This is a genomic window from Parasphingorhabdus sp. NYA22 (assembly GCF_976973735.1).
In genome coordinates this window covers 2575008-2598512 of record NZ_OZ333477.1, presented here as the reverse complement: position 1 = coordinate 2598512, position 23505 = coordinate 2575008, and the positions used below count along the sequence as shown (strand labels likewise).

Genomic DNA, 23505 nt, shown 5'->3' with positions numbered 1-23505 from the left:
AAAAATGGTGTCGCCACCACAGTTAAAAGTGGAGCGACCGCGCTGGGTTGGAGGAGGAGCCCGGCCGCCCCTGAAGAGTCGGTTTTCGAAACTGCTAATAAACATGCTCTAAACCAACCTCCAAATTGTTTGCCGTACCCTATTCGACTGCACTATTCTGGCTTGGCATATTCGTTCGCTCACCAGCAAATGCCGCTTATGAGCGCTGAAAGTCACCCCGCACTCTTGCCTGCAGAGAGCGTGGGTTCATTGGCCGCATTCCCAGCCAGCTTTTTGCTGTCTTGACTAGCAAACCCGTTGAAAAATTTTTCAAATTCAACAGGGAAAGGAAATACAATTGTGGAACTGCGTTCTCCAGCGATTTCGCCAAGCGCGCCAAGATAACGCAGTTGCATCGCTTCAGGGTGACCGGATAGCGTTTCTGCAGCTTCCAAAAGCTTTTGCGCTGCCTGCTGTTCTCCTTCAGCATTTATCACTCTTGCCCGGCGCTCACGTTCGGCTTCAGCCTGTTTCGCCATCGCGCGAACCATGGATTCATCTATATCGACATGCTTGATTTCAACATTGGCAACTTTGATGCCCCAGGAGGTTGTTTGGGTGTCGATTATCTCTTGGATATCCTTGTTGAGTTTGTCTCGCTCCGTGAGCATCTCATCAAGCTCATGTTTTCCAAGTACCGATCGCAAGGTGGTTTGTGCGAGCTGGCTGGTTGCATCGATAAATTGCTCCACCTGAATTATCGCGCGTTCAGGATCAACAACCTTAAAATATATGACAGCATTGACATGAACCGACACATTATCGCGTGAAATAAGATCTTGCGTTGGTACATCAAGGACGATGGTTCTTAAATCCACGCGGGAAAGAGTTTGAACAAAGGGAATAATAAAAATCAGACCGGGGCCTTTGACTCCTGTGAAGCGGCCTAGCGTGAAGACGACCACGCGCTCATATTCGACCACAATGCGGATAGCGCTAGCGCCAACTGCAAGCAGGATGAACAGCAAAGCGGAAAACGTAATAAGATTGTCTGTCATGGTTTTCTCCTGTTCTTCGGAGTAATCAGCGCCGGGTGATGATCGATATCAACCGGTTTATTGTTAAGGACGCACTGCGGCGCTTAATGTTACAGTTGATCAGAACTCGCCAGACGGTTTGAAGCTAAAAAAGGCTACTACGACGCAGCTGGGCTTTGAGGAGTGGGGCGACCGCTGGGGAAGGCAGTGCGCGATCGCCCCTAAAGATACGGTTGTCGGAATTGTTGGCCAACATCCCGCCAACCGATCTCTATATTTGTGCCAATGCCGTTTTTATTCGCTCATCTCGCCATTTTAAGGATCTGAATATAACGGCGCTGGGCCGTTGGCAAAAGTTGTGGGAGATCCAATGAATATATTCTGACATTCTGTGCTACAGAAGAAATAAGTCCAGCCCTCATATTCTTCAGCGGCGACCGCTTTTTCCAACGTAAATTTGCGTTTGCAGACCGGGTCTTCAACGGTGATATCCATCAGCTGACCTTTTCAAGAAGTGCAGCGATATTGCGGTGTGGGAAACAAGATATCATGATAATTCTCTCCCATTTTGGTAGGCACCAACAAGTTCGGCCACGTGACGTGCAATCATTAATTCTTCATCCGCCGAACTGATCTCCACGGTAACTGAGCCATGTTTTGGAGATAGCAGTGGCTTATTGGCTTTATTTTTTTTCGGATCGATTATGGTTCCAAAGCATTGCTCCAATGGTTTGCAGATCTGGTACCGTATTTCTGGAGAATGTTCACCAATTCCGCCGGTAAAAATCAAACGATCAATGCCGCCCATGGCGGCTACCAATGCGCCGAAGTGACGGCGCGCTTGATAGCAAAAAAAAGCTATCGCTTCTTCGGCAGATTTACCGGCATTGGTTGCAACAAGAATTTGGGCATCACCGCTTGTTCCTGATTGTCCAAGCAAACCCGATCTGTTGTTTAGCAGATCGGCCAGTTCATCGGACGTCCAGCCCTCTTCCTTTAAGAGATAAAGGATAAGTCCAGGGTCAATATCGCCGCTTCTGGTGGCCATTGGAAGACCTGATAACGGGCTAAAGCCCATGGATGTATCTATCGTCCGCCGGCCATGCACTGCCGCCATACTGGCGCCCGCACCAAGATGGGCGACCACAATACGGTCCTTCAGAGCTGCTGCTCCTTCTCGCCGCTCTAGTTGGTAGAGCGTAGATTCATAGGAAAGGCCATGGAAGCCGTACCGGCGAATAACACCGTCGTCCATATTTAGCGGCAGACCAGTTCGTGCTGCATTTTCCGGCATGTTGGAGTGAAAAGCAGTATCAAAGCACGCAAATTGTTCTGCGCGGGGTAGCCGTGTTCGAACCGCTGCAATAGCAGCAAGATTTGCAGGTAGATGCAGAGGAGCTAGCGGTATTAGGCGCTCCAGTTCAGCTTCGATAACTGAATCCAATGCGAGAGGCGAAACAAAATCTGGACCGCCATGTACTATTCGATGACCAACAAGCGATATTTTCCAAAGTTCTGCGTAATTTTCCAGCTGATTGAGAATATTTTCAATGGCTGAGCCATGGTTTTTGCTCGAACTTTTTGCATTCCAAAGAGATGCGCTGTCAGCCAAGCGCGCGGATGAATGGCCCTGTGCCTTTCCAATTTCCGTGACCTTCCCGCGCAATACCGGTTCGATGTTATTACCCAAACGAAAGACTGCAAATTTGACGCTTGATGAACCACAATTGATCGTCAACAGATGCGGCAGGGGGCTAGGCCGGGTTTGTTGTTGTCCTTCCGCGTAGGGCGCTTTTTTGCGAATAGTTTTTATCATCTTTCCCTTTGCTCCTGCACGACCCGCTAATCGCAAGGTCTTCCCGGGAGATTGGCAATCTCCGGAAATTATAGGTGTGACAGGTTTGTGGCGCGCGATATCTGCCGGAAAGCGCTATACGCTTCGGACCAGAGAAGCCGGCCACGCTTGGATCACAAGACCCTTCAACCGGCGATTAGCTCTTAGAACAGCACGATTTTGAACTAACCTCGGGCTTATCTTCCATAACTTGTTCCTTACCGGAACAGCAGCACCCTTTGCTCTGGGGTTCGACCGGATCGGTAGGTTTAATAATGGGTTTGAGTATTTTTCTCGGCGCGGAGGTTTTGGGATCAGTTGTTATATTGTTCATGGCTTTTCTCCTTTGCAAGTCTTTCAAACAGTTTGATTTGTTCGATCAGCGCCAAAATAATTGGTGTCGTTAGTAATTAGGACGCACATGGAGCCATCGCGTTACACAGCCGAGGAAGAAGTCAGGCTGTTTCCATGCTCGGCTTCTTCCCCTCTAATGCGCCTCAGTTATCGTGGCTATTTTTCAGGGTCCATCATAAGTTCCTGCTGTAGCATCAGCCGCTCCATCATTTGATGCATCATGCCCATATGCTGCTTCATCTTCTGCATATGTGCCGGGTCCATAGCCATAGGTCCTTTGCCCTGCGCCATCATGCCGCCTTCGCTCATTTTAGCTTTCATGGAAGCCATATGGGCCTTCATTTGGGCCATATTCTCTGACATCAGCTTATTGCGTTCAGCCGGTGTTTTTGCCGTTGCAGCCTTGTCTTTCATCATTTGCATTTGTGCGCCATCTTTTGACATTGGCATGTCATGTTTATGTGCAGGTGCTTGCGGTGTCTGGGGCGCTGCATAGGCAGCGGAACTTGCCAGCAAGGCGAAGGCCGCGATTGAAATAATAGTGGGGGATTTCATGTCTATTTTCCTTTTTTACGTTGTGGTTAGAATGACGGGTTTGGTCGTGAAACGTTACACTTGGATAGTCAGTTGTTGGATCATGGACGCGGTGCTCATCGGCGGCTACCGCCCCGCCGCTCCATGCACCCGGGCACTCGCCCGCTCCCACGGCCAGCAGCCATCCAGCTCCACATCAATAGAGAAGCTCAGAAAGGTCCGGATAGTGACAAGGGCACCAAGAACTGCGATGTTCGTCAGCGATGGTTCGAGCACAAGAGAACGCAGGATGTCCGCAGCTACTAAAAGCTCAAGCGCAATCAATGTGCTGCGGCCAAGTTCACGGCGGAACGAAGTATAACGATCTTCCATATTGTGACGAACAACTGAGGCAATTGCCTTCACTACGCTCCAGACAAACCCGCCCGCGATCACGGCCAGCGCCGCCATCTCAAGGCCTATGATGGTCCAGGTGACCAAGTCGTCAATAGCAATCCCGATCATGTCATATCCTGTCCAATAATCAGCCTGCCGCTGATGAAAACGATCCAGCAATCGGGTGTCATTTGATTGCCTTCGTGATTTGGCGTAGGCGCAGGCACGTGGCTTCGGTGACAGCGGTGCCGAACGCTTAAAAATGGCGGGGTTGGTAACGAAGCTGTTACACAGCGCCCGTTGGTAGTTGGGTTAGCCAAAGGGCATCCCGGCACTCATTGCTGGTTTCGCTTGAAGCGCGCTCGCCTGACAAATCGTCTGCAAATCACATTCATGGACACAGCTTGCATGAGCGAGACTAATTTTACGGCCCAAGGCCTTCCGCGAGCGGTGCAATTTCACACGAAGCGTACTTGCTGACAAACCAATGTCTTTCGATATCTTCGTCCGGCCTTCTGCGCATAGATCAGCCCGTTCGATCAATTTTTTATAATTTGGATTAAGCTTGGGTAGATTTTCCTGGATGCATGGAAAGTCTGTTTCAGGTTCCTCCTCTGCCGGCCCCCAGAGCGTCAAGAATGTGGTATATTCGTTTAATTTCCTAGTCTCTTGACTCCGCTTTCTGAAATGATCTGAAAGAACGGAACGCAATATGCTGGAGAGCCATCCGCGAATTTTCCCGCAGTTTTGAAGGTCATCTGCCCGCGTCAAAACTCGGACGAAAAAATCCTGCAAAACATCCTGTGCATCTTGTTCATTCCGGATGTGTCGCAGGAGAAAATGATAGATACGATCTTTGGATTCCACCAGCGCCTCGTTCACTAATCTTCGATTTTTCGAAATGGAACTCGTGATCTGGGTAGACATGTTTATTCCTCCTCAATTGCAGTCAATTTCTTGGTGTCTGTTCGCCTTAAAATTAGTGTTTCTATTGATTTATACGCTTGGGAGATGCCGCCCCCTCAAAAAAAACGGCTGATTACGTATAATTACTGAGGGGTGAAGCGCAGTGGGCCGTATGAGTAAATGGTGGAAAGCGAAGAATATTAGCCGACGTAAACTCGTCAGGATGCAAACATCTTGATTGCGGTTTCTCGCAGCTGAAGGAGAGAATCTATGTGTTTGTCAGCAGAAGTCAGTTTTGGTGCGGCCGCCCTCCTCATCCCAGCGGGGGCGCTTTGCATCCATCGGGCTTACAGAACGGACAAAAGTTACTTGCCAATTGCGGCTTTGCCGCTGCTTTTCGGACTCCAACAATTTTCAGAAGGAATTGTTTGGGTTGCTGGCGCGCAAAATAATATTGCGCTTATTACGCAGGCATCGCTGGTCTATATGTTTTTCTCTTGGCTCGCATGGCCAGTCTGGATCCCGGTTTCGACCTATTTCCTGGAACCTGCTCGGCGCAAACCGCTTTATCTGGGCTTTGCTATATTGGGCGCAATGCTGGGCGGGCTGCAATATTTTCCATATTTTGCTCATCAAGGATGGCTGGAAACGAAGTTCCTCGATCATTTGATTGTGTATCAAGGCAAGGAGTTGCTCGATTTTGTCGCTGGCCGAGAGATTACCTATTTGATCTATGTAACAGTCGTGATTGGCCCGCTTTTATTGTCCTCTATTCGTGATGTCCGTATCTTTGGAGCACTCGCAGCCCTGGTTCTAGCAGTCACATTCATATTTTTCTCCTATGCCTATGTGTCGGTATTTTGCTTTGGTGGCGCGTTGATGTCGGCTTATCTTGTCTGGATGATATTCCGCGGCCGCGAGCGTCCCGGCTTGGCCGAGAATTTAGCGCACGGAGATTCCCAGGACAGCAATATTGTTGATAAAGTACCAATATAATCAGGAGCTGTTGATCTCTGCGATTGGCTCCAGCTCTAGCTTGCCAGATGTATGGTTTGTTTCACTTTGCGGTTCCATGAAGAATGCCTCGCGTGCGATATGTTATCGTAAAAATTGGTGTTCGATAGGAGCGTGGGTGGTGTTGACCAAAATGCTTCATCAACTCAATAGGCAGCGATTTAAGAAAATAGTGTAATATCGTACCGCCGCTCGCGTCCTTGTTTTTGTCCAGCTGATGCCGTGAAATATGTAACGCGGCTGACTTGATCGAAGGGAAAGCAGAATGGTTAAAGATAAAAAAGCGTATCTTGTTGGCGGCGGGATAGGGTCTCTTGCTGCTGCTGCATTCATGATTAGGGATGGCGGCATGCCAGGCGCAAATATAACCATCTTTGAGGCAATGGCTGTTTTAGGAGGAAGCCTAGATGGCGCTGGGGATCCAGAAAAAGGGTATGTAATACGTGGCGGCAGAATGCTCACAACCGATAATTATGAATGCACATGGGAACTTTTCAAAACGATTCCCTCAATTCAAGATCCGGACGTATCGGTCTATGATGAAACTATCGCCTTCAACTTGCGGATGAAAGCGCATTCCAAGGCACGACTGGTCGATCATAATCGCTCGATTTTGGATGTCAGTTCCATGGGCTTTAGCATGTCAGACCGGATGGAGCTGCTAAAACTGACGCAAGCAAGCGATGAAACGCTCGGGACCAGCATTATAACAGACTGGCTTTCCCCGGCGTTTTTTACGACCAATTTCTGGCACATGTGGCAGACGACTTTTGCTTTTCAACCTTGGCATAGCGCTGTTGAATTTCGGCGGTACCTCCATAGGTTTATGAAAGAATTTTCAAGAATTGAAACGCTCGCGGGCGTGAAGCGCACCGAATATAATCAATATGACTCACTCGTCCTCCCGCTTTTAAATTGGCTTGAGGCAAAAGATGTGCGGTTTCTTCACGACACTATGGTGACAGACGTCTCGCTCAAAACTGACAAATCCATGATCACAGTTACTGATATCAAGCTAAATCAAGACGGCGCGGAGAAATCCATCGCGGTCAATGAAAATGACATCGTCATCTTCCAAAATGGCTCAATGACCGATGCCTCCAGCCTTGGCTCGATGACAAGCGCTCCCGATAAACTAACAAAAGCCGATAGTGGCGGCTGGGCCCTTTGGGAAAAACTGGCCGAAGGCCGACCGGATTTTGGCAATCCTGCGGCATTTAATTCGAGTATTCCGGAGTCCTATTGGGCTTCCTTTACCGTGACGCTGAAAGACCCATCATTTTTTGATCAGATGGAGGCTTTTTCTGGCAATAAGGCTGGCACCGGTGGTTTGGTTACGTTCAAGGACTCCAATTGGCTTATGTCAGTTGTGTTGGCCCATCAGCCACATTTCATCAATCAGCCGAATAATATTCAGGTGTTTTGGGGTTATGCATTGCACCCTGATCGGATAGGCGATTTTGTAGCGAAACCCATGTCCGAGTGTACCGGAGAAGATATACTTCGGGAACTTTGCGGTCATCTCAACTTTGATATGAATACGACTTTCCAAAACGCAAACTGTATTCCGTGCCGGATGCCCTATATTACCAGCATGTTTATGCCGCGGGCGTTGACCGATCGTCCGCTCCCAGTCCCGAAAATATCCAGCAACCTCGGATTTGTAAGCCAGTTTGTAGAAGTACCTGAAGATGTAGTTTTTACAGTTGAATATTCTATCCGAGCTGCCCAGATGGCCGTGTACCAACTCATGGATATAGAGATGGAAATCCCGCCAATCCGCCACCACGATAAATCTCTGAAGGTCAATATTGATGCCGTAATCAAGTCCTTCAAATAGGGCCGGATATCCAGGATTGCCTGGTTAAACTCTGATATGCATTGAACATTCCAAACCAGTCCTGTTTGTGGGCAGTAATTCAGTCCAAAATTGCTTGACCTATAAACTAAGATCATTGGGATGATTGCCTTTATTCAACCGCTGTAGGAATGAGCCAAATCATTGGGCATCTTAACCAGCTGGCTAGCTTCGGAAAGCCTCTAGGCCTTCAACTTCATTGGATCGGCGCAGACGGACTGTAATGAAACGCATTTCTTCGCGTCCTTCATAGTATTGTTCGAAGAATGTTTCCGCAGCCGCTGCTTCGCAGCTGCATGTCCGCAGTCTATAAGGAAATGGCTCAATATGTATCCATTAGCCCATCATGTCGTCGTTCCACTACGCTCTAGCCGACGCTCAGGTCCAAAAAGCCATTCGCGAGGCTCATCCAAGACGGCCTTCATTTGCAGTTTACCATTCCTGTTGGCAGGTTTGGTTATCAATTCTGCATCTGCCGCTGCGCAAGTGAACGTCTATGACTCCGAAGAATTATCGGTTGATGTTGCCATTGATGCCTCTTCGGTGTTGTTTGTTCAGAGCAATTCCTGGTTTGGCGAGCCCGAAGCCAATATTGGTGTTGATAGCAAAAACTGGGCGGAATTTGCGATCGAACCGCAAATATACTTCAAAGTGAAAGATATTTTTGGAGGAGAGCTGTCTGCTGCGGCTTCCGTGGTCAGCACAAAAACCTATGGGGAAAGTGCGGACGGTTTCGCCGCAGGCCTCAACGATCCGGGTAAGACAACATTGGAGAAGCTCTATGTTGGATGGAAAACTGAATTGGGCGTCGATGACTTTATCGAGGTGATCGGCGGCGATTTTGACTATCAGATTGGTACCGGATTTCTGGTCAAGGATGGGGGGCGCGACGGCGGCGATCGAGGCGGTTTTTATCTCGGCGCGCGGAGTGCTTCCAGAAACAGTGCATTGGTGCGGGTGAAATATGATAACCTGCAGGTAGAGGGTTTTTATCTCGGCAACAATCCTGGCCGTGGCGGAATTAAGGCCCATGTCGGAGGGGTTAATGCTGAATATAGCATCCCGGACCGTTTCTCGATTGGCGCGACATACATCCAGGTGGCTCACTTTGATGACCCTCTTTTAGCAAACACAGCTGAAAACCTGAAGACTTATGACGTTCGCGGTTCTGTCAATGTCAACGATCAACTCAAGCTGTCCGGTGAATATGCGAAGCAGCGCGGCGCCGCTTTTTACCGCGGCCAGGGTTGGTATCTACAGACTGATTATACGGTCGATAGTCTGCCGTTCACGCCGACAATTACATATCGCTATGCGGTTGTTAGCGGCGATGACCCCAACACCCCTCAGAACGAAGAATTTATTCCGCTGGCATATGGCTTCACCGATTATGGCCAATGGTATCAGGGTGAAATTGCCGGGAATTGGATATTCGGAAACTCAAATCAGAAAACTCACATGATAAAGGGCTCTGCGGCGTTAAGTGACAAGGTTTCGCTGACTGGATCATGGCTGAATTTCACACTGGACGAACCTGAAAAACTAGGTGTCACAGACAGCGCTTTTGGTAACGAATTTGACCTTTGGCTCGATTGGCAAGCCTCAGAACGATTGTTCCTGTCGGCTGCTGCTGCGGTGCTGGTGCCACAAGACGGGGCCAAGCAATTTACTGGCGGCAGCAAAACATGGGCTCATTTCATGCTCTATGCGAGTGTTTCATTTTAAAAAAATAGGCGGCTTCAACATGACCGACAAGACCGATAGAGCTCCGACAAAAACCAGATCTTTCAAATTCCCAACCGCATATACGATCCTCTTCGCCCTGATTGCCCTTGCCGCAGCTGCAAGTTGGGTCGTTCCAGCGGGCCAGTATGACCGAATTGAAAGCGTTGAACTGGGACAGGAGGTTCCGGTTCCCGGTTCCTACAAGCCTGTTGAGGCCAACCCCCAAGGCGTCGTTGATGTTTTTCTAGCCCCAATTGGAGGCTTTTACGATTCTGATACCGGGAAAGCCCGTGCGATTGATGTCGCCCTATTCGTGCTAATAATCGGTGGATTTCTAGGCGTCGTGAACAGCACAGGGGCAATTGAGAAAGGCATTGCACGAGCCATGCAGCGACTAAAGGGGCATGAAATTTTGATGATCCCCATATTGATGGCGCTGTTTGCTGTAGGGGGCACGACGATTGGGATGGCTGAAGAGACGCTCGCATTTTATGCGCTGCTTATCCCGGTGCTGATTGCTGCGGGCTATGACAAGGTCGTTGCGGTTGCGGTGATATTGTTGGGTGCCGGCATTGGCGTTCTGGGCTCAACCATCAACCCATTTGCCACCGTGATTGCATCCAATGCCGCTGGTATTCCGTTCACAGATGGCTTGGCCTTGCGAGCCATATTGCTTGTCCTAGGTTGGACAGCGTGTGTGGCCTATGTCATGCGCTATGCTGCCCGTGTCAAAAAGGATCCGTCAAAATCGATTCTGGCAGACTTGGCTTCGCCAGTTGATACGCCTTCAACAGACGAAGTGACGGAAACCGACAGCGACAATCTGTCGTGGTCTCAATTCGCTGTTTTGGGCATCTTCATATTAACATTCGCTGTGATGATCTGGGGTGTATCCTCCCAAGGTTGGTGGATGGACAAAATGTCTGCCCTGTTTCTGTTCGCTGCCATTGTTGTGGCTTTGGTCACCTGGATGGGTGAAGAAAAATTCACCGGATCGTTCGTCAGCGGCGCCCGCGATTTATTAGGTGTGGCGCTTATCATCGGCATCGCCCGGGGCATTGTTGTGATCATGGACGCCGGAAAGATAACTGACACGATATTATTCGCTGGCGCGGACCTTCTCAGCGGCCTTTCCCCCGTGGGCTTTGTGAATGTGTCGTTTGGGATAGAATTGGTTTTATCCTTTTTTGTTCCGTCATCCTCAGGTCTCGCGGTGCTTACAATGCCCATTATGGCTCCTCTGGCAGACTTTGCCCAAGTTGATCGCTCATTAGTGGTGACAGCGTATCAATCGGCCAATGGCCTTGTAAATCTTATCAATCCAACCTTTGCAGTTGTTATGGGCGCGCTGGCCATTGGCGGGGTCCCCTACAACCGGTGGCTTCGTTTTATGTGGCCGCTTTTGGTTCTGCTAACTGTACTCATCATGGCAGGGCTCAGCATTTCCGTGATAGCCGCTTGATGTTGGTCCATTCTGGACAAACAGATGCCGTCAGTTGGTTTTCTGAAGACTTTGAGAACGGCTTTACGAGTTTCGCGGTACTTTCTGATTCTCAAACGAATAGTTTTAGGATTGAATTTTTGCATTTTCAAAAAACGAAAAAAGGAAATTAGTCATGACCGGATTTGGTGTTCACTCAGAGATTGGTAAGCTTCGTAAGGTGATAACCTGCCAACCAGGTTTAGCGCATTCGCGGCTAACCCCGGAAAATGCTGAAAGGCTGCTGTATGATGATGTATTGTGGGTTCAAAAAGCGCGAACCGATCACGCCGATTTCAGAATGAAAATGACTGATAGAGGCGTCGAAGTCTACGAATTCAGCGAGCTTTTACGGGATATATTGAAGAAGGTTGAGGCGCGCGCGTGGGTCCTTGATCGTCGCATTACAGAGGATCAGGTGGGAATAGGTCTGATTGGCGAGCTTCGGGCTTGGTTGAACGAGCTTGCCGCTGATCAGCTGGCCCAGTTTCTAATTGGAGGCATCGCTGTTCATGATGTTCCTTTTGCAGTGCACGGTATGTTCGGAAGCTATTTGGGCGTTGACGGATTCATAATACCGCCCTTGCCAAATACGCAATTTCCGCGCGACAATAGCTGCTGGATAGGAAAGGGATTGACTCTGAATCCAATGTATTGGCCAGCCCGCCGACCCGAAACCCTTTTGGTCGCAGCGGTTTATCGTTTTCATCCAGCTTTTTCAGAGGGAGACTTTAAAATATGGTGGGGAGACCCTGACACCGACCACGGTCCGGCAACTCTTGAGGGAGGTGATGTCATGCCTTGGGGTGACGGAACGGTTCTTATTGGAATGGGCGAGAGGACATCCCCACAAGCAGTCGGGCAAGTTGCGCGTTCCTTATTTCAAAATGATGTCGCTACACGCGTTGTTGCCTGCCAGATGCCGCGATCGCGCAGTTCAATGCATTTGGACACTGTTTTTACCCATTGCGACAGAGACGTCGCGACTGCCTTTGTTGAAGTCTGCGATCAGATTCAATGCTACAGTTTGAGGCCTGGCGACAAGCCGAATGAAATCGATTTCAGGACAGAAGATAAGCATCTCTTCGAAATCGCCGCCGAAGCCCTTGGCATTAAAAAGCTAAATATCGTGCAAACTGGAGGCGATGCCTATCAGCAAGAGCGAGAACAATGGGACGACGGTAACAATGTAGTGGCAATCGAGCCAGGGGTCGTCATCGCTTACGACCGAAACACTTCGACCAATACTTTGCTTCGCAAAGCAGGCGTCGAAGTTATCACGGTGAAAGGTTCTGAACTTGGCCGCGGCCGCGGCGGCGGACATTGCATGACCTGTCCGGTTTGGCGCGACCCAGTAGAATTTTGAACAGGTTGATCACTTAACTCCATTTTGAGGACACTATAAATGCCATATAATTTAGCAGGTCGCAGCTTCCTGAAGTTGCTCGATTTTGACGAAAAAGCAGTCCAGTATTTGCTGGATTTGGCACGCGATCTGAAGCGTGCGAAATATGCGGGGACTGAGCATCAACATCTCAAGGGTAAGAATGTATGCCTAATTTTCGAAAAGAGTTCGACAAGGACAATGTGCGCATTTGAAGTTGCTTTGATGGATCAGGGCGCCGGATATACCTATCTCGGGCCATCAGGTTCTCACATCGGCCATAAGGAAACAATGAAGGACACCGCCCGTGTGCTGGGCCGCATGTATGATGCGATAGAATATCGCGGCTTTGGTCAAGATACAGTAGAAGTGCTTGCCAAATTTGCCGGTGTACCAGTGTATAACGGATTGACTGATGAGTTTCATCCAACCCAGATGCTTGCCGACCTCATGACGATGCTAGAGCATGGAGGTAAGCCGTTGAATCAAATTTCCTATGCGTTTGTCGGAGACGGGCGCAGTAATGTTGGGCATTCGCTCATGATTGCAGGATGCATGATGGGCATGGATGTGCGGATTGGCGCACCGAAAGCGAATTGGCCGACCGACGAATATGTCAAACCGGCACGAGAGTTTGCCGAAAAATCGGGCGCCCGGCTGACTATTACGGAGGATCCGGTTGCGGCCGTTGCGGGTTGTGATTTTGTCAGTACTGACGTCTGGGTCTCAATGGGAGAGGCAGAGGATGTCTGGGCCGAGCGCATCAAGCTGCTCATGCCCTATCAGGTCAATAAAGCTTTGATGGACGCCACCGGCAATCCCGCCGCCAAGTTCATGCATTGCTTGCCCGCTTTTCATAATGATGAGACCGAAATCGGCAAAGACATATTCAAAAAATTCGGGATCACTGAAATGGAGGTTACAGACGAAGTTTTTGAGTCACCTGCAGGCATCCAATTTGATCAGGCTGAAAACCGGCTTCATACCATCAAGGCAATCCTTGTCTCGACGATCGGAGCATAGGTCATGCGCATAGTAGTTGCCCTAGGCGGGAATGCACTGCTCCGGCGAGGACAGGCCCTTACAGCAGAAAATCAACGTGAAAATGTCAGGATTGCCGCCAATGCGCTTGCCCCGATCGCCGCTGAACATGAGCTAGTTATAACTCATGGTAATGGGCCTCAAGTGGGCCTTCTCGCGTTGCAAGGCTCGGCTTACAAGCCTGATGAAGTTTTTCCATTGGACGTGCTTGGCGCGGAAACAGAGGGAATGATTGGCTATATGATTGAGCAGGAGCTGGCCAATCTTATGCCCAACGGCAAGCAATTTGCCACCGTTTTGACGATGATTCAGGTTAATGCGGATGATCCAGCATTTGCAGAACCAACAAAATTTGTTGGCCCTGTATATGCAAAGAGCGAAGCGGACCAGCTTGCTGCTGAGAAAGGTTGGCGGGTAAAGAAGGACGGGAACGGGTGGCGGCGAGTTGTGGCGTCCCCCCGGCCTGTCAGAATCCTCGAGATTGAACCTATTAGCTGGTTGATTGAAAAAGGTGCTATTGTGATATGTGCCGGTGGGGGAGGGATTCCTGCTGTGCAAAATACCGAGGGCAAGCTTGAAGGCGTTGAGGCCGTAATTGATAAAGATTATGCGAGCGAACTTCTGGCAAGGAAGCTCAATGCTGATCTCTATATAATGGCAACCGATGTCGAGGCCGCCTATTCAGATTGGGGCGGGCCGACACAACGCGAAATCCGTCGTGCGACGGTCGATGGAATTGGGGCTTACGATTTCCCTGCTGGCTCAATGGGACCGAAAGTCGATGCAGCTCAGATGTTTGTGAGCGCGACCGGACGAAAGGCGGCCATAGGCGCTCTCAGTAATTTAGCGGCAATTGTTGGAGGATATGCAGGGACAACTATTGCTGCCGATGGCCCTGCACTTGAATGGGGTGACACAGACAAAAAAGGGAAATACTCATGAAGATACTCATAGTTCTGACCTCACATGATACGCTGGGCGAAACGGGCAGAAAAACTGGCTTTTGGCTTGAGGAGTTTGCCGCCCTCTATTATGTTTTTAAGGATGCCGGCGCGGATATTATCCTGGCCTCGCCTAAGGGCGGACAGCCGCCGATTGATCCAGTAAGTGATGAAGAAGATGCACAAACCGCGGCGACCAAGCGATTTAAAGCCGACAAGGATGCGCAAAAAGCACTGGCTGAGACCGAGATCTTGGCTCAGGTCAGCGATACGGGTTTTGACGCCATTTTTTATCCGGGCGGACATGGCCCGTTGTGGGATTTGGTACAAGACGCCGACAGCAAACGCCTGATCGAGAGTTTCGCCGCCAGCGGCCTGCCCATCGGTGCCGTCTGCCATGCGTCCGCTATATTCAAGCACACCAAAAGCGTGGATGGTACACCGCTGGTTATGGGCAAACGTGTTACTGGTTTTAGCAACACAGAAGAGGCGGCTGTTGGCTTGACTGATATCGTACCGTTCCTCGTCGAGGATATGCTTGCTTCAAATGGTGGCCGCTATGAGAAAGGCGACGATTGGGAGTCATTTGTAGTGATCGATGAGAAACTCGTGACCGGCCAGAATCCGGCCTCTTCCGCAGACGCGGCCCATAAGTTGTTGTCGCTGCTGTAAGATAGACAAGCTTGCAAAGTTCACTGCAGCTAATATTTCGATTGTTTCAAAATGCAAAAATGTACTGGAAATCGATCTGGCTTTCCGTCTGGAACTTGCAACCGATTATACAAACGAGACAATTTTTCACAGCAAATGTGTTTGTGTCCACGGTGACTACAGCTCCGGAAAATTATCTGCCAATGTCGGGCATAAAAGTTTTCCATTCCCGTTGGCTCTCCCGGTGTAACGAAAGTTTCGCTGCGGCGTCTTTAGGGCATGAGGGTTGTAACCTCGGTTAATGCCAAAGGTTTTATATGGGTACCGTGCGTTCTATCATATTTTATATAGCATGGGCGCTATGGACCGCCCTGTTTGGATTAGCTATTCCCTTCCTCTGGCTGAGCGGCTCACCTCCCAAAATCATCCGGATGCTTTCAAGGTTCTGGGCGCGCGGTATACTTATTATGCTTTCTGGTATTGTGGGACTAAAATACGTATTATGGAACGGAAAGAGCGGTCCATCAGGGCCTAGCCTGATCATTTCAAACCATCAATCGATGTGGGAAACCCTAGCCGCGTTGGTTTTATTTCCAGATGTCGCAATTGTTGCCAAGCGCGAGCTCCTGCGTATCCCTGTTATGGGCTGGTATTTGCGGCGTTCACCGATGATACTGATCAATCGTGACGCCGCCGCCAATGCTCTACGCCAGATGGTGGATCAAAGCCGGGCAGCTGTAGCCGCGGGGCGCTCCGTGCTCATCTTTCCTGAAGGGACACGCAAGCGCGTCGGTGCGCCCATCGAGTTTAAACGCGGCGTCGAGCTGCTTTACAAGATGCTTGACGTGCCTTCTATCCCCATGGTTGTAAATTCTGGCTCGTTCTGGGGGATTGGCGGTGGCCCGTTGCGGCCGGGCGTCATCACTGTAGCCTTTGCGGCACCCGTCGATCCCAAACTAAACTCGCGAGATTTCATGAAAACGACCACCGCTTTGATGGAGTCAGAGAAGGCCATCATCGACTATCATTTTGACATCAAATAAGAAACGAGACAGTTAAATAACCAGCAAAACCCAAATTTCCATCTAGAAAAAGCTATGCTGTAATATTGTGTAGTTCCGATACTAATAGCCTTAAGGCCTCCGTCTAGCGAACCTTTTGCAATGAGTTCCTGTGGTACTCTGGACGGCCAGTACAGCATATTTGTGCAGGAGCCTGGCCACTCGTCATGGAAAATGTCATAGTCTATGGGCCACCAAATTCACCATCAAACGAAGGAATGGAATGAAAACAGGGTCGGAGATACGCAATGGTGCTCAGCATGCAAATGCGGCCTGTTCATGCATTACGCTTGACCAAGAAATGTTGGTAAAAATACTAGATGAAAACGCCGGCTCGGAAGGTTTCGGCGTTAGCTTGGCGGCCTCGCACCCCTATCTTTTTGCGAACTCGCCGGTCTTCATGTCACTCGAAACAATGGCGGCAATGAAGGCGGTCGTCGAGGCTGTTGAAGCGGCTGTCGCGCTGCCGCCGTTTCGTGCTGCAGCACTCGAATGGGCGCCGGATATCTCTGCCGCAGACTTTGGGCCCGCTGGCGCGCTGATGGGCTATGACTTTCATCTCACCGAAGCCGGGCCCGTTCTGATTGAAGTCAATACGAATGCGGGTGGTGCGTTTCTCAACGCTATTCTCGCCAAGGCCCAACGGGTCTGTTGCTTCGAGGCGGGTTTGGGTATCGATCCATCCCGGCCAAAGCAGGATTTTGATCTCGAGATCGTCGCCATGTTTGAGAGTGAGTGGAAGCACCAGAGACGCAGCGGGCGTCCGGCGGTAATTGCCATCGTCGATGATGAGCCCGAAACGCAGCATCTCTATCCAGAATTGTTGCTGGCAAAGGCGGTGCTAGAAAAGCACGGTTTTTCAGCAATCATTGCCGACCCGAAAACGCTAGTGGGTTCTGATGACGGACTATCAGTTGACGGGGTTCATATCGATCTTGTCTATAATCGACTGGTCGATTTTACGCTCGACGAACCGGACCATAGAGCGCTCAGGAACGCTTATTTGCACGGAAAGGTTGTCGTCACACCTAACCCGCATGTGCATGCTATGTTTGCCGACAAACGCAATCTTGCGCTGCTTTCCGATGCCCCGTTACTTGCTCAAGCGGGATTGGTGGCAGGGGAGGCTAAGATTCTCAAGTCTGCCGTTCCAAAAACTGTGCTCGTCACTGGTGATAATGCGGACGCACTTTGGGCCGATCGCCGCAATTTGTTCTTCAAGCCGGCGCGCGGCTATGGCAGTAAGGCCGCCTATCGTGGAGCCAAGCTGACCCGCAAGGTTTGGTCCCAAATCATCGCTGGAAACTATATCGCTCAGACCTATGCCCCGCCGAGTTTCCGCCGTGTCGAGCGCGATGGCAAAATGCTGGAGATGAAGATCGATGTGCGGCTTTATACTTATGAGGGAAACGTGTTGTTGATTGCGGCGCGCTTGTACCAAGGGCAAACGACCAATATGCGGACGCCGGGCGGCGGGTTCGCGCCTGTACTGGAGACACCAAACTAACGACCATATTATAACATAGGAATTTCAACCTCCCGGCAGATATTTGCAGCATACGTGATGTACAATTGACAATTACGATATACCCGGTGGTTGAATATAACCTAATCGTTGTTGATTTCCGGGATAATGACGCTGGTTCGGTCAACCCCTGCATTTCCGGTCCGCGTGTTTCGTGCTGATACGATCAGCTCATAGACGCCGCTTGTAGGCAAGGTAAAATCGCCTCCATAACGGCCCGGTGCTTCAATGAAATCAAGCTTGCCGCTGGCGATTTTGCGGCCGACTTGATAGGCCGTGACTTCAACTTTATAGTCTTTAGCATCCCAAAGGCCACCGCTGGTAATCGGACAGCCGCACATGAGCATGGTTGAACTCATAACCTCGATTGTTCGGCTACCCTTAGCGCTGTGCGTATTAGGTTGTGGTGCGATAATGTTGACGGCCAAACCGGGTAACTCGACTACCCAACCATCTCCGCTGGTAACGGGCTGTCCGGGAACAATCCAGCGTTGTGACGTGACCCGACTGCTGGCTTGCATCTGAGCCAAGGGACCAAAGACTTCCGCCGTTACGCGCGTGGGTTGCGACAGATCAAGCTGCGTGGAGAACGCTGCGGCGTCTGGCGTGGCGCGCATCGGGCTTCGCCCCGTCGATTCCATAATTTGTCTGGTATTCCCCGTGCCGCCGGCCGTTATCCAATCGGCCAGTACGTTCCCGCTTTCTGCATCGCGCAACACAATCCGGGCTCCGCCCATCTGATCACCGACAAATTTGGCGTCCTGACTTATAACCCGCACCACCACTTCCGTCGGTTCGGCAAGGGCTGGCGCTGACATACCCAAAATGCCGACTGTGATAATCTTGTATAGTTTTGCAAATTTCGTTTTTGCGCTCTCTTTCCATCCATAAAGGCACTTTGTTATTTGCCCTAACGGTCAATTGCAAATTGGCCCGGCCCTTTGTCATAAAATTAAAGCGATGCGCCCATGATAGCGATATTCTTGAATAGCGGTTGGGTTTGTGGTTCATGGCATAGCCCGTTAGGATGCGGTCCCCCGCAAGATCGAGATAGAGCCAGTGACTGAGTTGAAGCATGCCAGTTCTTCGACATTCGCAAATCCGGCCTCGGTCATCAGAGGGATGAGCGCACCATCCGCATTGGGTTGGGTGTCCAACACGCCATCAAGCTTCTGGATAGTCATCCTGAAAAGCTTGCGCATGAACCATGAACGCTGTTCACCATAATCGGCGATGAAAAGCAGTCCGCCAGCACCGAGCACGGAACGTATCTCCCGAAGCAGGCGCTTTTTTTCGCCCAACGGAACCTGGTGGAGGACAAGACACAAGGTGGCCTTTGTTGGGATCGGCCAGTCTGAAACCTCGGCTCTTGAGAAATGTGCAACTTTGAAGGTCGGATGGATGTTTTCGCGCACAGCCTTGGTTTGCGCTATGTCGATAGCTGCTTTATCGGGGTCGATACCGAAATAGCTTGTAATGGGATTGTGTTGCGCAAGAAGTATGGCGAGACTGCCTGTTCCTGCTCCAATATCGAGGACAATATCGTTATTTTGAGGGGAAAGGAATTCGATAAGCTTGTTGCGCCAGAGCGTTTCACGTGTGGTTAGTGCAACGCCTAGATCATAAAGCGGTGTAAGCAGATGATGGCCTGCAGCTGGCGTATAGTTCTGATCCGGACTTTTTTGCTGGTTGGTCATTTGGGCTCTCCCCCATCTACCTTCACGCGGGTCGGTGCGGGCGGCAGAGTGCGAAACGGTTCGGCAAGTTGCGCCAGATAGTCTGTCGGATAATCCGCGCGGCCGTCTATCCCGACCGCACCTGCCCGAATTTCGTTGCTGCTCCGAAAGCGCGCGGTGCCGAGCACGATGTCCCAAATCGTCAGGAACAATCCAAAATTGACATCGCCATGCTTTTCGGAGGCAAGATGGTGATGCCGATGCACGGGTGACACAGCCCAGAGAAACCTGAGCGGACCTACGCGCATGTCAACATTCGAATGCTGCAAGTGAAGCTGGATTGCCACGGCGAATGCGCCAACTATTGCAATGTCTCCGGGAATACCAAGCAGCAGCCACGGAAGCGCTCCCGCCGAAATCTCAATCAGCTGGTGTACTGGGTGTTTCAATAGACCATTGAAACCGTAAAGCCGTTGAACCGAATGATGGACAGCGTGAAAGCGCCAAAGAAAAGCAAGACGATGGCTCGCAAAATGCGCGAGCGAGATACCTGCATCCAACAAGAAAACCGCCAACATCAACTGCGCCCAGAACGGTAAGGCTGAGGGCCACAGCGAAGGCCATGGGACAAGACTCGCAAATAACGGCAGTATGAGCACCAGAACGATGATCGAAACCTCATTCACGACCGCATGGGCGATGTCCCGCGCGCCATCGTCATGAGCGCGATTCCAAACAGGTTCAAACGGCGCAATCCTTTCAGCCACGAGAGATGTTGCAATCGCTAAGAGTAACAGGACAATTAGCCACAGCGGAGAGTGATTCGACGTAATGACCCAGATGGCACCCCCTAGGAAACTAAGAAAATATGTGGGAGCATAGAATATTTTGAACAGGAACATGGGCAGAACTCCATCAAGTTGGAGCCTTTTTCTGGCATCAGTGAGATGCAAAGTCTTGAACGTTTCAACGGACGTATTCCGCGAATGATTGTCCTTCAGCGAACTATCGTTATGTCCAACGAACTAAGGCCTGCGGACGGTGTAACGCCGAACCATTCTACAAGGCGGCGTGTGAAATGCGCTTGATCGGCAAAATTGCCTGCGGCCGCAGCATCGGCCAGATTATTTGATGTGCTCAGTGCATCGATAGCACGCTGCAGCTGAAGCCATTGAACGAGCTTTGTAGGCGGGACGCCAAAATCGTGGACAACTATTTCTCGCAAGCGCGATGCAGAAAGCCCCAAGGCTTTTGCTAGCATGCGCGGCGAGGTGATCGCTTCATTGCCCAGAAGTGCGTTCGCCAATCTCCCGTCGATCGGACCAGCTTCATTTCGGCGGCTATATTTCATAGCCCACAGTTTAGCCTCCTCGGAGTTTTTGATTGCCACTAATTCCCGCGATTCATCGTTCAGCAGTCGCCTGAATTCGCGCCCAGCATCAAGGTCGAAAATTCCTTCCAACAGCGGGTCGAAATAAATCGTTCGGACGGCAGTTCCAACAGGTCCTATGCTGTGCCACATACTGGCAGGGATCAACATGGCCTCACCGCATGCTAGGTGAGACACCATGCTCCCTTGGATCTCCATTTCGTCGTCAATCGCAACGCTGATTTGATGGGCAATGTGCCGGTGCGGACGATTGTCACCGATCCGGGCATCAAGCCAGGCCCATCCAACCCCAAGCGTCATCGCGCCAGACCAAGATGCAGCCACACGGTTCACCGTACGTCCATTGCTATCGATTTCGCAAATATTCGCCACGGTGGAATCCACTCACGGGCTGCAACGTCGTCGTGCCATTGAATGAGCCATCCCGTATGAACAAATTTTCTTATTTCGCGTATCACCTGAATAGCACCCTTTCGTCAAAGCCAAGTCGGATATAATCTATATCCGTCGTCTGAACAGCCATGCGCCTGAACTAAGCGTAGTGATGGCGATCAGCGCCATGGGCCAGCTATGATCAAAAATAACTGGCAGCGGCGCATCCTTGAGAAACACAGCTTTGCAAATAACGATGAAATGACGGATGGGATTGGTTTCTGCGATCCATTGGAGAAAATCCGGCATATTTTCCACTGGTGTTGCATAGCCAGAAATTAGAACAGCAGGCACCATATAAACAAACAAGCCGACGATAGCCTGTTGCTGCGTGGCGGCGAGAGAAGAGATAAACAGGCCGATACCGATGATGGAGGCCAGATAGATGATCATCGATAGATAAAGCAGCACCAGCGAACCTCTTACCGGAACGTCAAGAACGAGCGTCCCAAGGACTAACATGGCAGTTGCGCTTGTAATAGCGATGAGCAATGCTGGCGCAGTTTTGCCAATGAGTATTTCTAGCGGCTTGAGAGGAGATACCAGCAATTGTTCAAAAGTACCCATTTCGCGTTCTCGCGCAATAGTGAGAGCTGAGATCATAAATCCGACAATGGCGGTCATTACGGCGAAAAGGGAGGGAACTGCGGACCAAATTGGTTTTAGATTTGGGTTGAACCAGATGCGAGAGACGATCCTGGTCGGAGATACAAACCCGCGATCGGCCAACCGTTCTCTATTATAGTTTTCCAATATCTGTGAAACATAACCGATCAAGATCTGTGCCGTGTTCGAACGCCTACCATCCAGAATAATTTGGATATTTGCCTCTTCGCCCGCCCCCAGTTTACGCGAGAAGTCTGGACCAAACTGAATAGCCATCGCCGCACTTTTGGATTCTATCGTGGAGATGATTTCCGCTGAGCTTTGTAGATATTCAATCTTGCTGAAGGTGTTAGAACCTTCCAGCCTGCCAATGAGTTCTCGTGATTCAACGCCAGTATCCTGATTATATATAGCAATCGGCACGTTGCTGACATCTTGCGTTATGGCAAAAGCATATATGAGCAACAAAAAGGGAGGGGAGAACAGAACCACCCAGCGGGTTTTGGGATCGCGCGCGTTGGTCCACAATTCTTTGATGATTAGAGCCAAAATACGGTGCCACATCTGCTCTAATCCAACGTCGTTCGTGTGACGCGTGCCGTTATGGCAAAGATTAGCACGGCAAAAAGCCCCAGACCAATGAGATCAGGCCCAATGACGGACCAGACATCGCCTGACAGAAACAAAGTTTGCAGGCTTGAAACGAAATAACGCGCCGGTACGGCATAACTGATCATGCGCAGGGCCCAGGGCATGCTGTCAATTTCGAATACAAAGTTTGAAAAATAGAAAGCTGGAAGAAACGCGCTCAATATCGACACTTGTGCCGCTACCAGCTGATTGCGGGTTATAGTCGAAATCAAAAGCCCTTGCCCTAGCGAGCAAAGCATGAATACGGATGACGTAAGAAGCAACAGCAAGAATGACCCCCGGAAAGGAACGTCGAAAACCAAAATTGCAGTTATCACCGACAGGACCATCGAACCCAGTCCGAGTAGAAAATAGGGAATAATTTTTCCGATGATGAGTTCAGTAATGCCAATGGGCGTGGCCAATAATGCTTCCATGGTCCCCCGTTCCCATTCGCGCGCAACTACCAGCGCTGTCAACAATGCCCCTATCATCGTCAGCGTGATTGCCACCGACCCCGGGACTAGATAATTTTTGCTGGAGACTTCAGAATTATACCATATTTGCGGTTCAAGACTGGCGAGAGGAGGCCCGCGCGACTGACCGCTGCTGATAGACACCTGCTCAAGCCAGTTCGCCCAGAGGAGTTGTACATAATTATTAACAAGATAGGCGGTGTTGGGATCACTACCATCGACAATGACCTGTATCGGCGCTGTATCGGCACGATAAACAACCCGCGCAAAATCTTCTCTTAGTATAATGATTCCATTGAGACGACCGGCGACGAGATCTTGTTCGAAGAAGCGCCGATCACGGCTGGTTTCCACTTGGAAAAATCGTGAATTTTCTAGAGACGCCTTAAAACTTCCTGTTTCAGCCGTTGGTTGTTCGATCACTAAGCCAACATTAAATGATCGGGGGTCAAATGTTACGCCATATCCAAATAGAAACAACAGCAGGAGAGGTAATATGACTGCAATCATTATCGTGCTGGGATCCCGCAAAACTTGAAGAGTTTCCTTCCGGGTTAGCCCGACCATCCGTGTCATGGAGACTGGCAGAGGGAAAA

The 23505-nt window shown here is 50.2% G+C and carries 22 protein-coding genes; 10 read left to right on the top strand and 12 right to left on the bottom strand.

Annotation, left to right across the window (positions count from 1 at the left end):
• Positions 1-212: 212 nt before the first annotated feature.
• From ACWFTY_RS12505 to ACWFTY_RS12480, 6 genes are all read right to left on the bottom strand, one after another.
• The gene (locus ACWFTY_RS12505; protein ID WP_422343033.1) at positions 213-1037 is read right to left on the bottom strand and encodes a slipin family protein; all 825 of its coding nucleotides are present in this window, start codon (positions 1035-1037) and stop codon (positions 213-215) included.
• Between the two features lie 294 nt (positions 1038-1331).
• A complete protein-coding gene (locus ACWFTY_RS12500) occupies positions 1332-1511 on the bottom strand; it encodes a YHS domain-containing protein (protein WP_422343034.1) in 180 nt (59 codons plus the stop codon).
• 52 nt (positions 1512-1563) lie between these two features.
• Positions 1564-2832, bottom strand: coding sequence for an acetate/propionate family kinase (locus ACWFTY_RS12495; RefSeq protein WP_422343035.1), 1269 nt, complete (start codon positions 2830-2832; stop codon positions 1564-1566).
• A 528-nt stretch (positions 2833-3360) separates the two neighbouring features.
• A complete protein-coding gene (locus ACWFTY_RS12490; RefSeq protein WP_335656575.1) occupies positions 3361-3759 on the bottom strand; it encodes a hypothetical protein in 399 nt (132 codons plus the stop codon).
• Between the two features lie 105 nt (positions 3760-3864).
• Positions 3865-4293 (bottom strand): DUF1622 domain-containing protein, encoded by a 429-nt coding sequence (locus ACWFTY_RS12485; RefSeq protein ID WP_335656574.1) that lies wholly within the window; start codon positions 4291-4293, stop codon positions 3865-3867.
• Between the two features lie 132 nt (positions 4294-4425).
• Positions 4426-5040 carry an RNA polymerase sigma factor gene (locus tag ACWFTY_RS12480; protein ID WP_447524524.1) on the bottom strand — a complete coding sequence of 205 codons (615 nt, stop codon included), beginning with the start codon at positions 5038-5040 and terminating at the stop codon, positions 4426-4428.
• 249 nt (positions 5041-5289) lie between these two features.
• Between ACWFTY_RS12480 and ACWFTY_RS12475 the strand changes: the two genes are divergently transcribed.
• The 10 genes from ACWFTY_RS12475 (at position 5290) to ACWFTY_RS12430 (ending at position 17681) form a co-directional block, all read left to right on the top strand.
• Positions 5290-6015 carry a DUF6629 family protein gene (locus ACWFTY_RS12475; RefSeq protein WP_335656572.1) on the top strand — a complete coding sequence of 242 codons (726 nt, stop codon included), beginning with the start codon at positions 5290-5292 and terminating at the stop codon, positions 6013-6015.
• A 283-nt stretch (positions 6016-6298) separates the two neighbouring features.
• A complete protein-coding gene (locus ACWFTY_RS12470) occupies positions 6299-7873 on the top strand; it encodes an oleate hydratase (RefSeq protein WP_447524523.1) in 1575 nt (524 codons plus the stop codon).
• A 462-nt stretch (positions 7874-8335) separates the two neighbouring features.
• Positions 8336-9616, top strand: a complete 1281-nt coding sequence (locus ACWFTY_RS12465) for a hypothetical protein (RefSeq protein ID WP_447524522.1) — start codon at positions 8336-8338, stop codon at positions 9614-9616.
• A gap of 19 nt (positions 9617-9635) precedes the next feature.
• Complete coding sequence (locus ACWFTY_RS12460) at positions 9636-11078, top strand: YfcC family protein (RefSeq protein ID WP_335656569.1); 1443 nt, start codon at positions 9636-9638, stop codon at positions 11076-11078.
• 154 nt (positions 11079-11232) lie between these two features.
• Complete coding sequence (locus tag ACWFTY_RS12455) at positions 11233-12462, top strand: arginine deiminase (RefSeq protein ID WP_335656568.1); 1230 nt, start codon at positions 11233-11235, stop codon at positions 12460-12462.
• Positions 12463-12501: 39 nt separating this feature from the next.
• Positions 12502-13503 carry an ornithine carbamoyltransferase gene (gene argF, locus ACWFTY_RS12450; protein ID WP_335656567.1) on the top strand — a complete coding sequence of 334 codons (1002 nt, stop codon included), beginning with the start codon at positions 12502-12504 and terminating at the stop codon, positions 13501-13503.
• A 3-nt stretch (positions 13504-13506) separates the two neighbouring features.
• Positions 13507-14463 carry a carbamate kinase gene (gene arcC, locus ACWFTY_RS12445; RefSeq protein WP_335656566.1) on the top strand — a complete coding sequence of 319 codons (957 nt, stop codon included), beginning with the start codon at positions 13507-13509 and terminating at the stop codon, positions 14461-14463.
• Entirely contained in the window at positions 14460-15134 is a 675-nt protein-coding gene (locus ACWFTY_RS12440; RefSeq protein ID WP_335656565.1) for a type 1 glutamine amidotransferase domain-containing protein, read from the top strand. The genes arcC and ACWFTY_RS12440 overlap by 4 nt, the downstream gene beginning before the upstream one ends.
• A gap of 296 nt (positions 15135-15430) precedes the next feature.
• Positions 15431-16156 (top strand): lysophospholipid acyltransferase family protein, encoded by a 726-nt coding sequence (locus tag ACWFTY_RS12435; protein ID WP_422343039.1) that lies wholly within the window; start codon positions 15431-15433, stop codon positions 16154-16156.
• Between the two features lie 241 nt (positions 16157-16397).
• Positions 16398-17681: a hypothetical protein gene (locus tag ACWFTY_RS12430; protein ID WP_335656563.1), complete on the top strand. Its 1284-nt coding sequence runs from the start codon at positions 16398-16400 to the stop codon at positions 17679-17681.
• Between the two features lie 101 nt (positions 17682-17782).
• On the opposite strand, the gene ACWFTY_RS12425 is transcribed toward ACWFTY_RS12430, so the two are convergent.
• The 6 genes from ACWFTY_RS12425 to ACWFTY_RS12400 all read right to left on the bottom strand — a co-directional run bounded on the left by ACWFTY_RS12425 (position 17783) and on the right by ACWFTY_RS12400 (position 23476).
• Positions 17783-18517: a hypothetical protein gene (locus tag ACWFTY_RS12425; RefSeq protein WP_422343041.1), complete on the bottom strand. Its 735-nt coding sequence runs from the start codon at positions 18515-18517 to the stop codon at positions 17783-17785.
• A 204-nt stretch (positions 18518-18721) separates the two neighbouring features.
• Positions 18722-19396 (bottom strand): class I SAM-dependent methyltransferase, encoded by a 675-nt coding sequence (locus tag ACWFTY_RS12420; RefSeq protein WP_335656561.1) that lies wholly within the window; start codon positions 19394-19396, stop codon positions 18722-18724.
• Positions 19393-20277: a sterol desaturase family protein gene (locus tag ACWFTY_RS12415; protein WP_335656560.1), complete on the bottom strand. Its 885-nt coding sequence runs from the start codon at positions 20275-20277 to the stop codon at positions 19393-19395. The genes ACWFTY_RS12420 and ACWFTY_RS12415 overlap by 4 nt, the downstream gene beginning before the upstream one ends.
• Before the next feature lie 95 nt (positions 20278-20372).
• The gene (locus ACWFTY_RS12410; protein ID WP_422343043.1) at positions 20373-21137 is read right to left on the bottom strand and encodes an AraC family transcriptional regulator; all 765 of its coding nucleotides are present in this window, start codon (positions 21135-21137) and stop codon (positions 20373-20375) included.
• Between the two features lie 126 nt (positions 21138-21263).
• Positions 21264-22367, bottom strand: coding sequence for an ABC transporter permease (locus tag ACWFTY_RS12405; RefSeq protein ID WP_422343044.1), 1104 nt, complete (start codon positions 22365-22367; stop codon positions 21264-21266).
• A gap of 5 nt (positions 22368-22372) precedes the next feature.
• Complete coding sequence (locus ACWFTY_RS12400; protein ID WP_335656692.1) at positions 22373-23476, bottom strand: ABC transporter permease; 1104 nt, start codon at positions 23474-23476, stop codon at positions 22373-22375.
• Positions 23477-23505 lie beyond the last annotated feature (29 nt).

Coding starts and splice junctions, on each gene's coding strand:
- ACWFTY_RS12505 (WP_422343033.1), bottom strand. CDS start 1,037: ATGACAGACAATCTTATTACGTTTTCCGCTTTGCTGTTCATCCTGCTT.
- ACWFTY_RS12500 (WP_422343034.1), bottom strand. CDS start 1,511: ATGGATATCACCGTTGAAGACCCGGTCTGCAAACGCAAATTTACGTTG.
- ACWFTY_RS12495 (WP_422343035.1), bottom strand. CDS start 2,832: ATGATAAAAACTATTCGCAAAAAAGCGCCCTACGCGGAAGGACAACAA.
- ACWFTY_RS12490 (WP_335656575.1), bottom strand. CDS start 3,759: ATGAAATCCCCCACTATTATTTCAATCGCGGCCTTCGCCTTGCTGGCA.
- ACWFTY_RS12480 (WP_447524524.1), bottom strand. CDS start 5,040: ATGTCTACCCAGATCACGAGTTCCATTTCGAAAAATCGAAGATTAGTG.
- ACWFTY_RS12475 (WP_335656572.1), top strand. CDS start 5,290: ATGTGTTTGTCAGCAGAAGTCAGTTTTGGTGCGGCCGCCCTCCTCATC.
- ACWFTY_RS12470 (WP_447524523.1), top strand. CDS start 6,299: ATGGTTAAAGATAAAAAAGCGTATCTTGTTGGCGGCGGGATAGGGTCT.
- ACWFTY_RS12460 (WP_335656569.1), top strand. CDS start 9,636: ATGACCGACAAGACCGATAGAGCTCCGACAAAAACCAGATCTTTCAAA.
- ACWFTY_RS12455 (WP_335656568.1), top strand. CDS start 11,233: ATGACCGGATTTGGTGTTCACTCAGAGATTGGTAAGCTTCGTAAGGTG.
- argF (WP_335656567.1), top strand. CDS start 12,502: ATGCCATATAATTTAGCAGGTCGCAGCTTCCTGAAGTTGCTCGATTTT.
- arcC (WP_335656566.1), top strand. CDS start 13,507: ATGCGCATAGTAGTTGCCCTAGGCGGGAATGCACTGCTCCGGCGAGGA.
- ACWFTY_RS12440 (WP_335656565.1), top strand. CDS start 14,460: ATGAAGATACTCATAGTTCTGACCTCACATGATACGCTGGGCGAAACG.
- ACWFTY_RS12435 (WP_422343039.1), top strand. CDS start 15,431: ATGGGTACCGTGCGTTCTATCATATTTTATATAGCATGGGCGCTATGG.
- ACWFTY_RS12430 (WP_335656563.1), top strand. CDS start 16,398: ATGAAAACAGGGTCGGAGATACGCAATGGTGCTCAGCATGCAAATGCG.
- ACWFTY_RS12425 (WP_422343041.1), bottom strand. CDS start 18,517: ATGTCAGCGCCAGCCCTTGCCGAACCGACGGAAGTGGTGGTGCGGGTT.
- ACWFTY_RS12420 (WP_335656561.1), bottom strand. CDS start 19,396: ATGACCAACCAGCAAAAAAGTCCGGATCAGAACTATACGCCAGCTGCA.
- ACWFTY_RS12415 (WP_335656560.1), bottom strand. CDS start 20,277: ATGTTCCTGTTCAAAATATTCTATGCTCCCACATATTTTCTTAGTTTC.
- ACWFTY_RS12405 (WP_422343044.1), bottom strand. CDS start 22,367: ATGTGGCACCGTATTTTGGCTCTAATCATCAAAGAATTGTGGACCAAC.
- ACWFTY_RS12400 (WP_335656692.1), bottom strand. CDS start 23,476: ATGGTCGGGCTAACCCGGAAGGAAACTCTTCAAGTTTTGCGGGATCCC.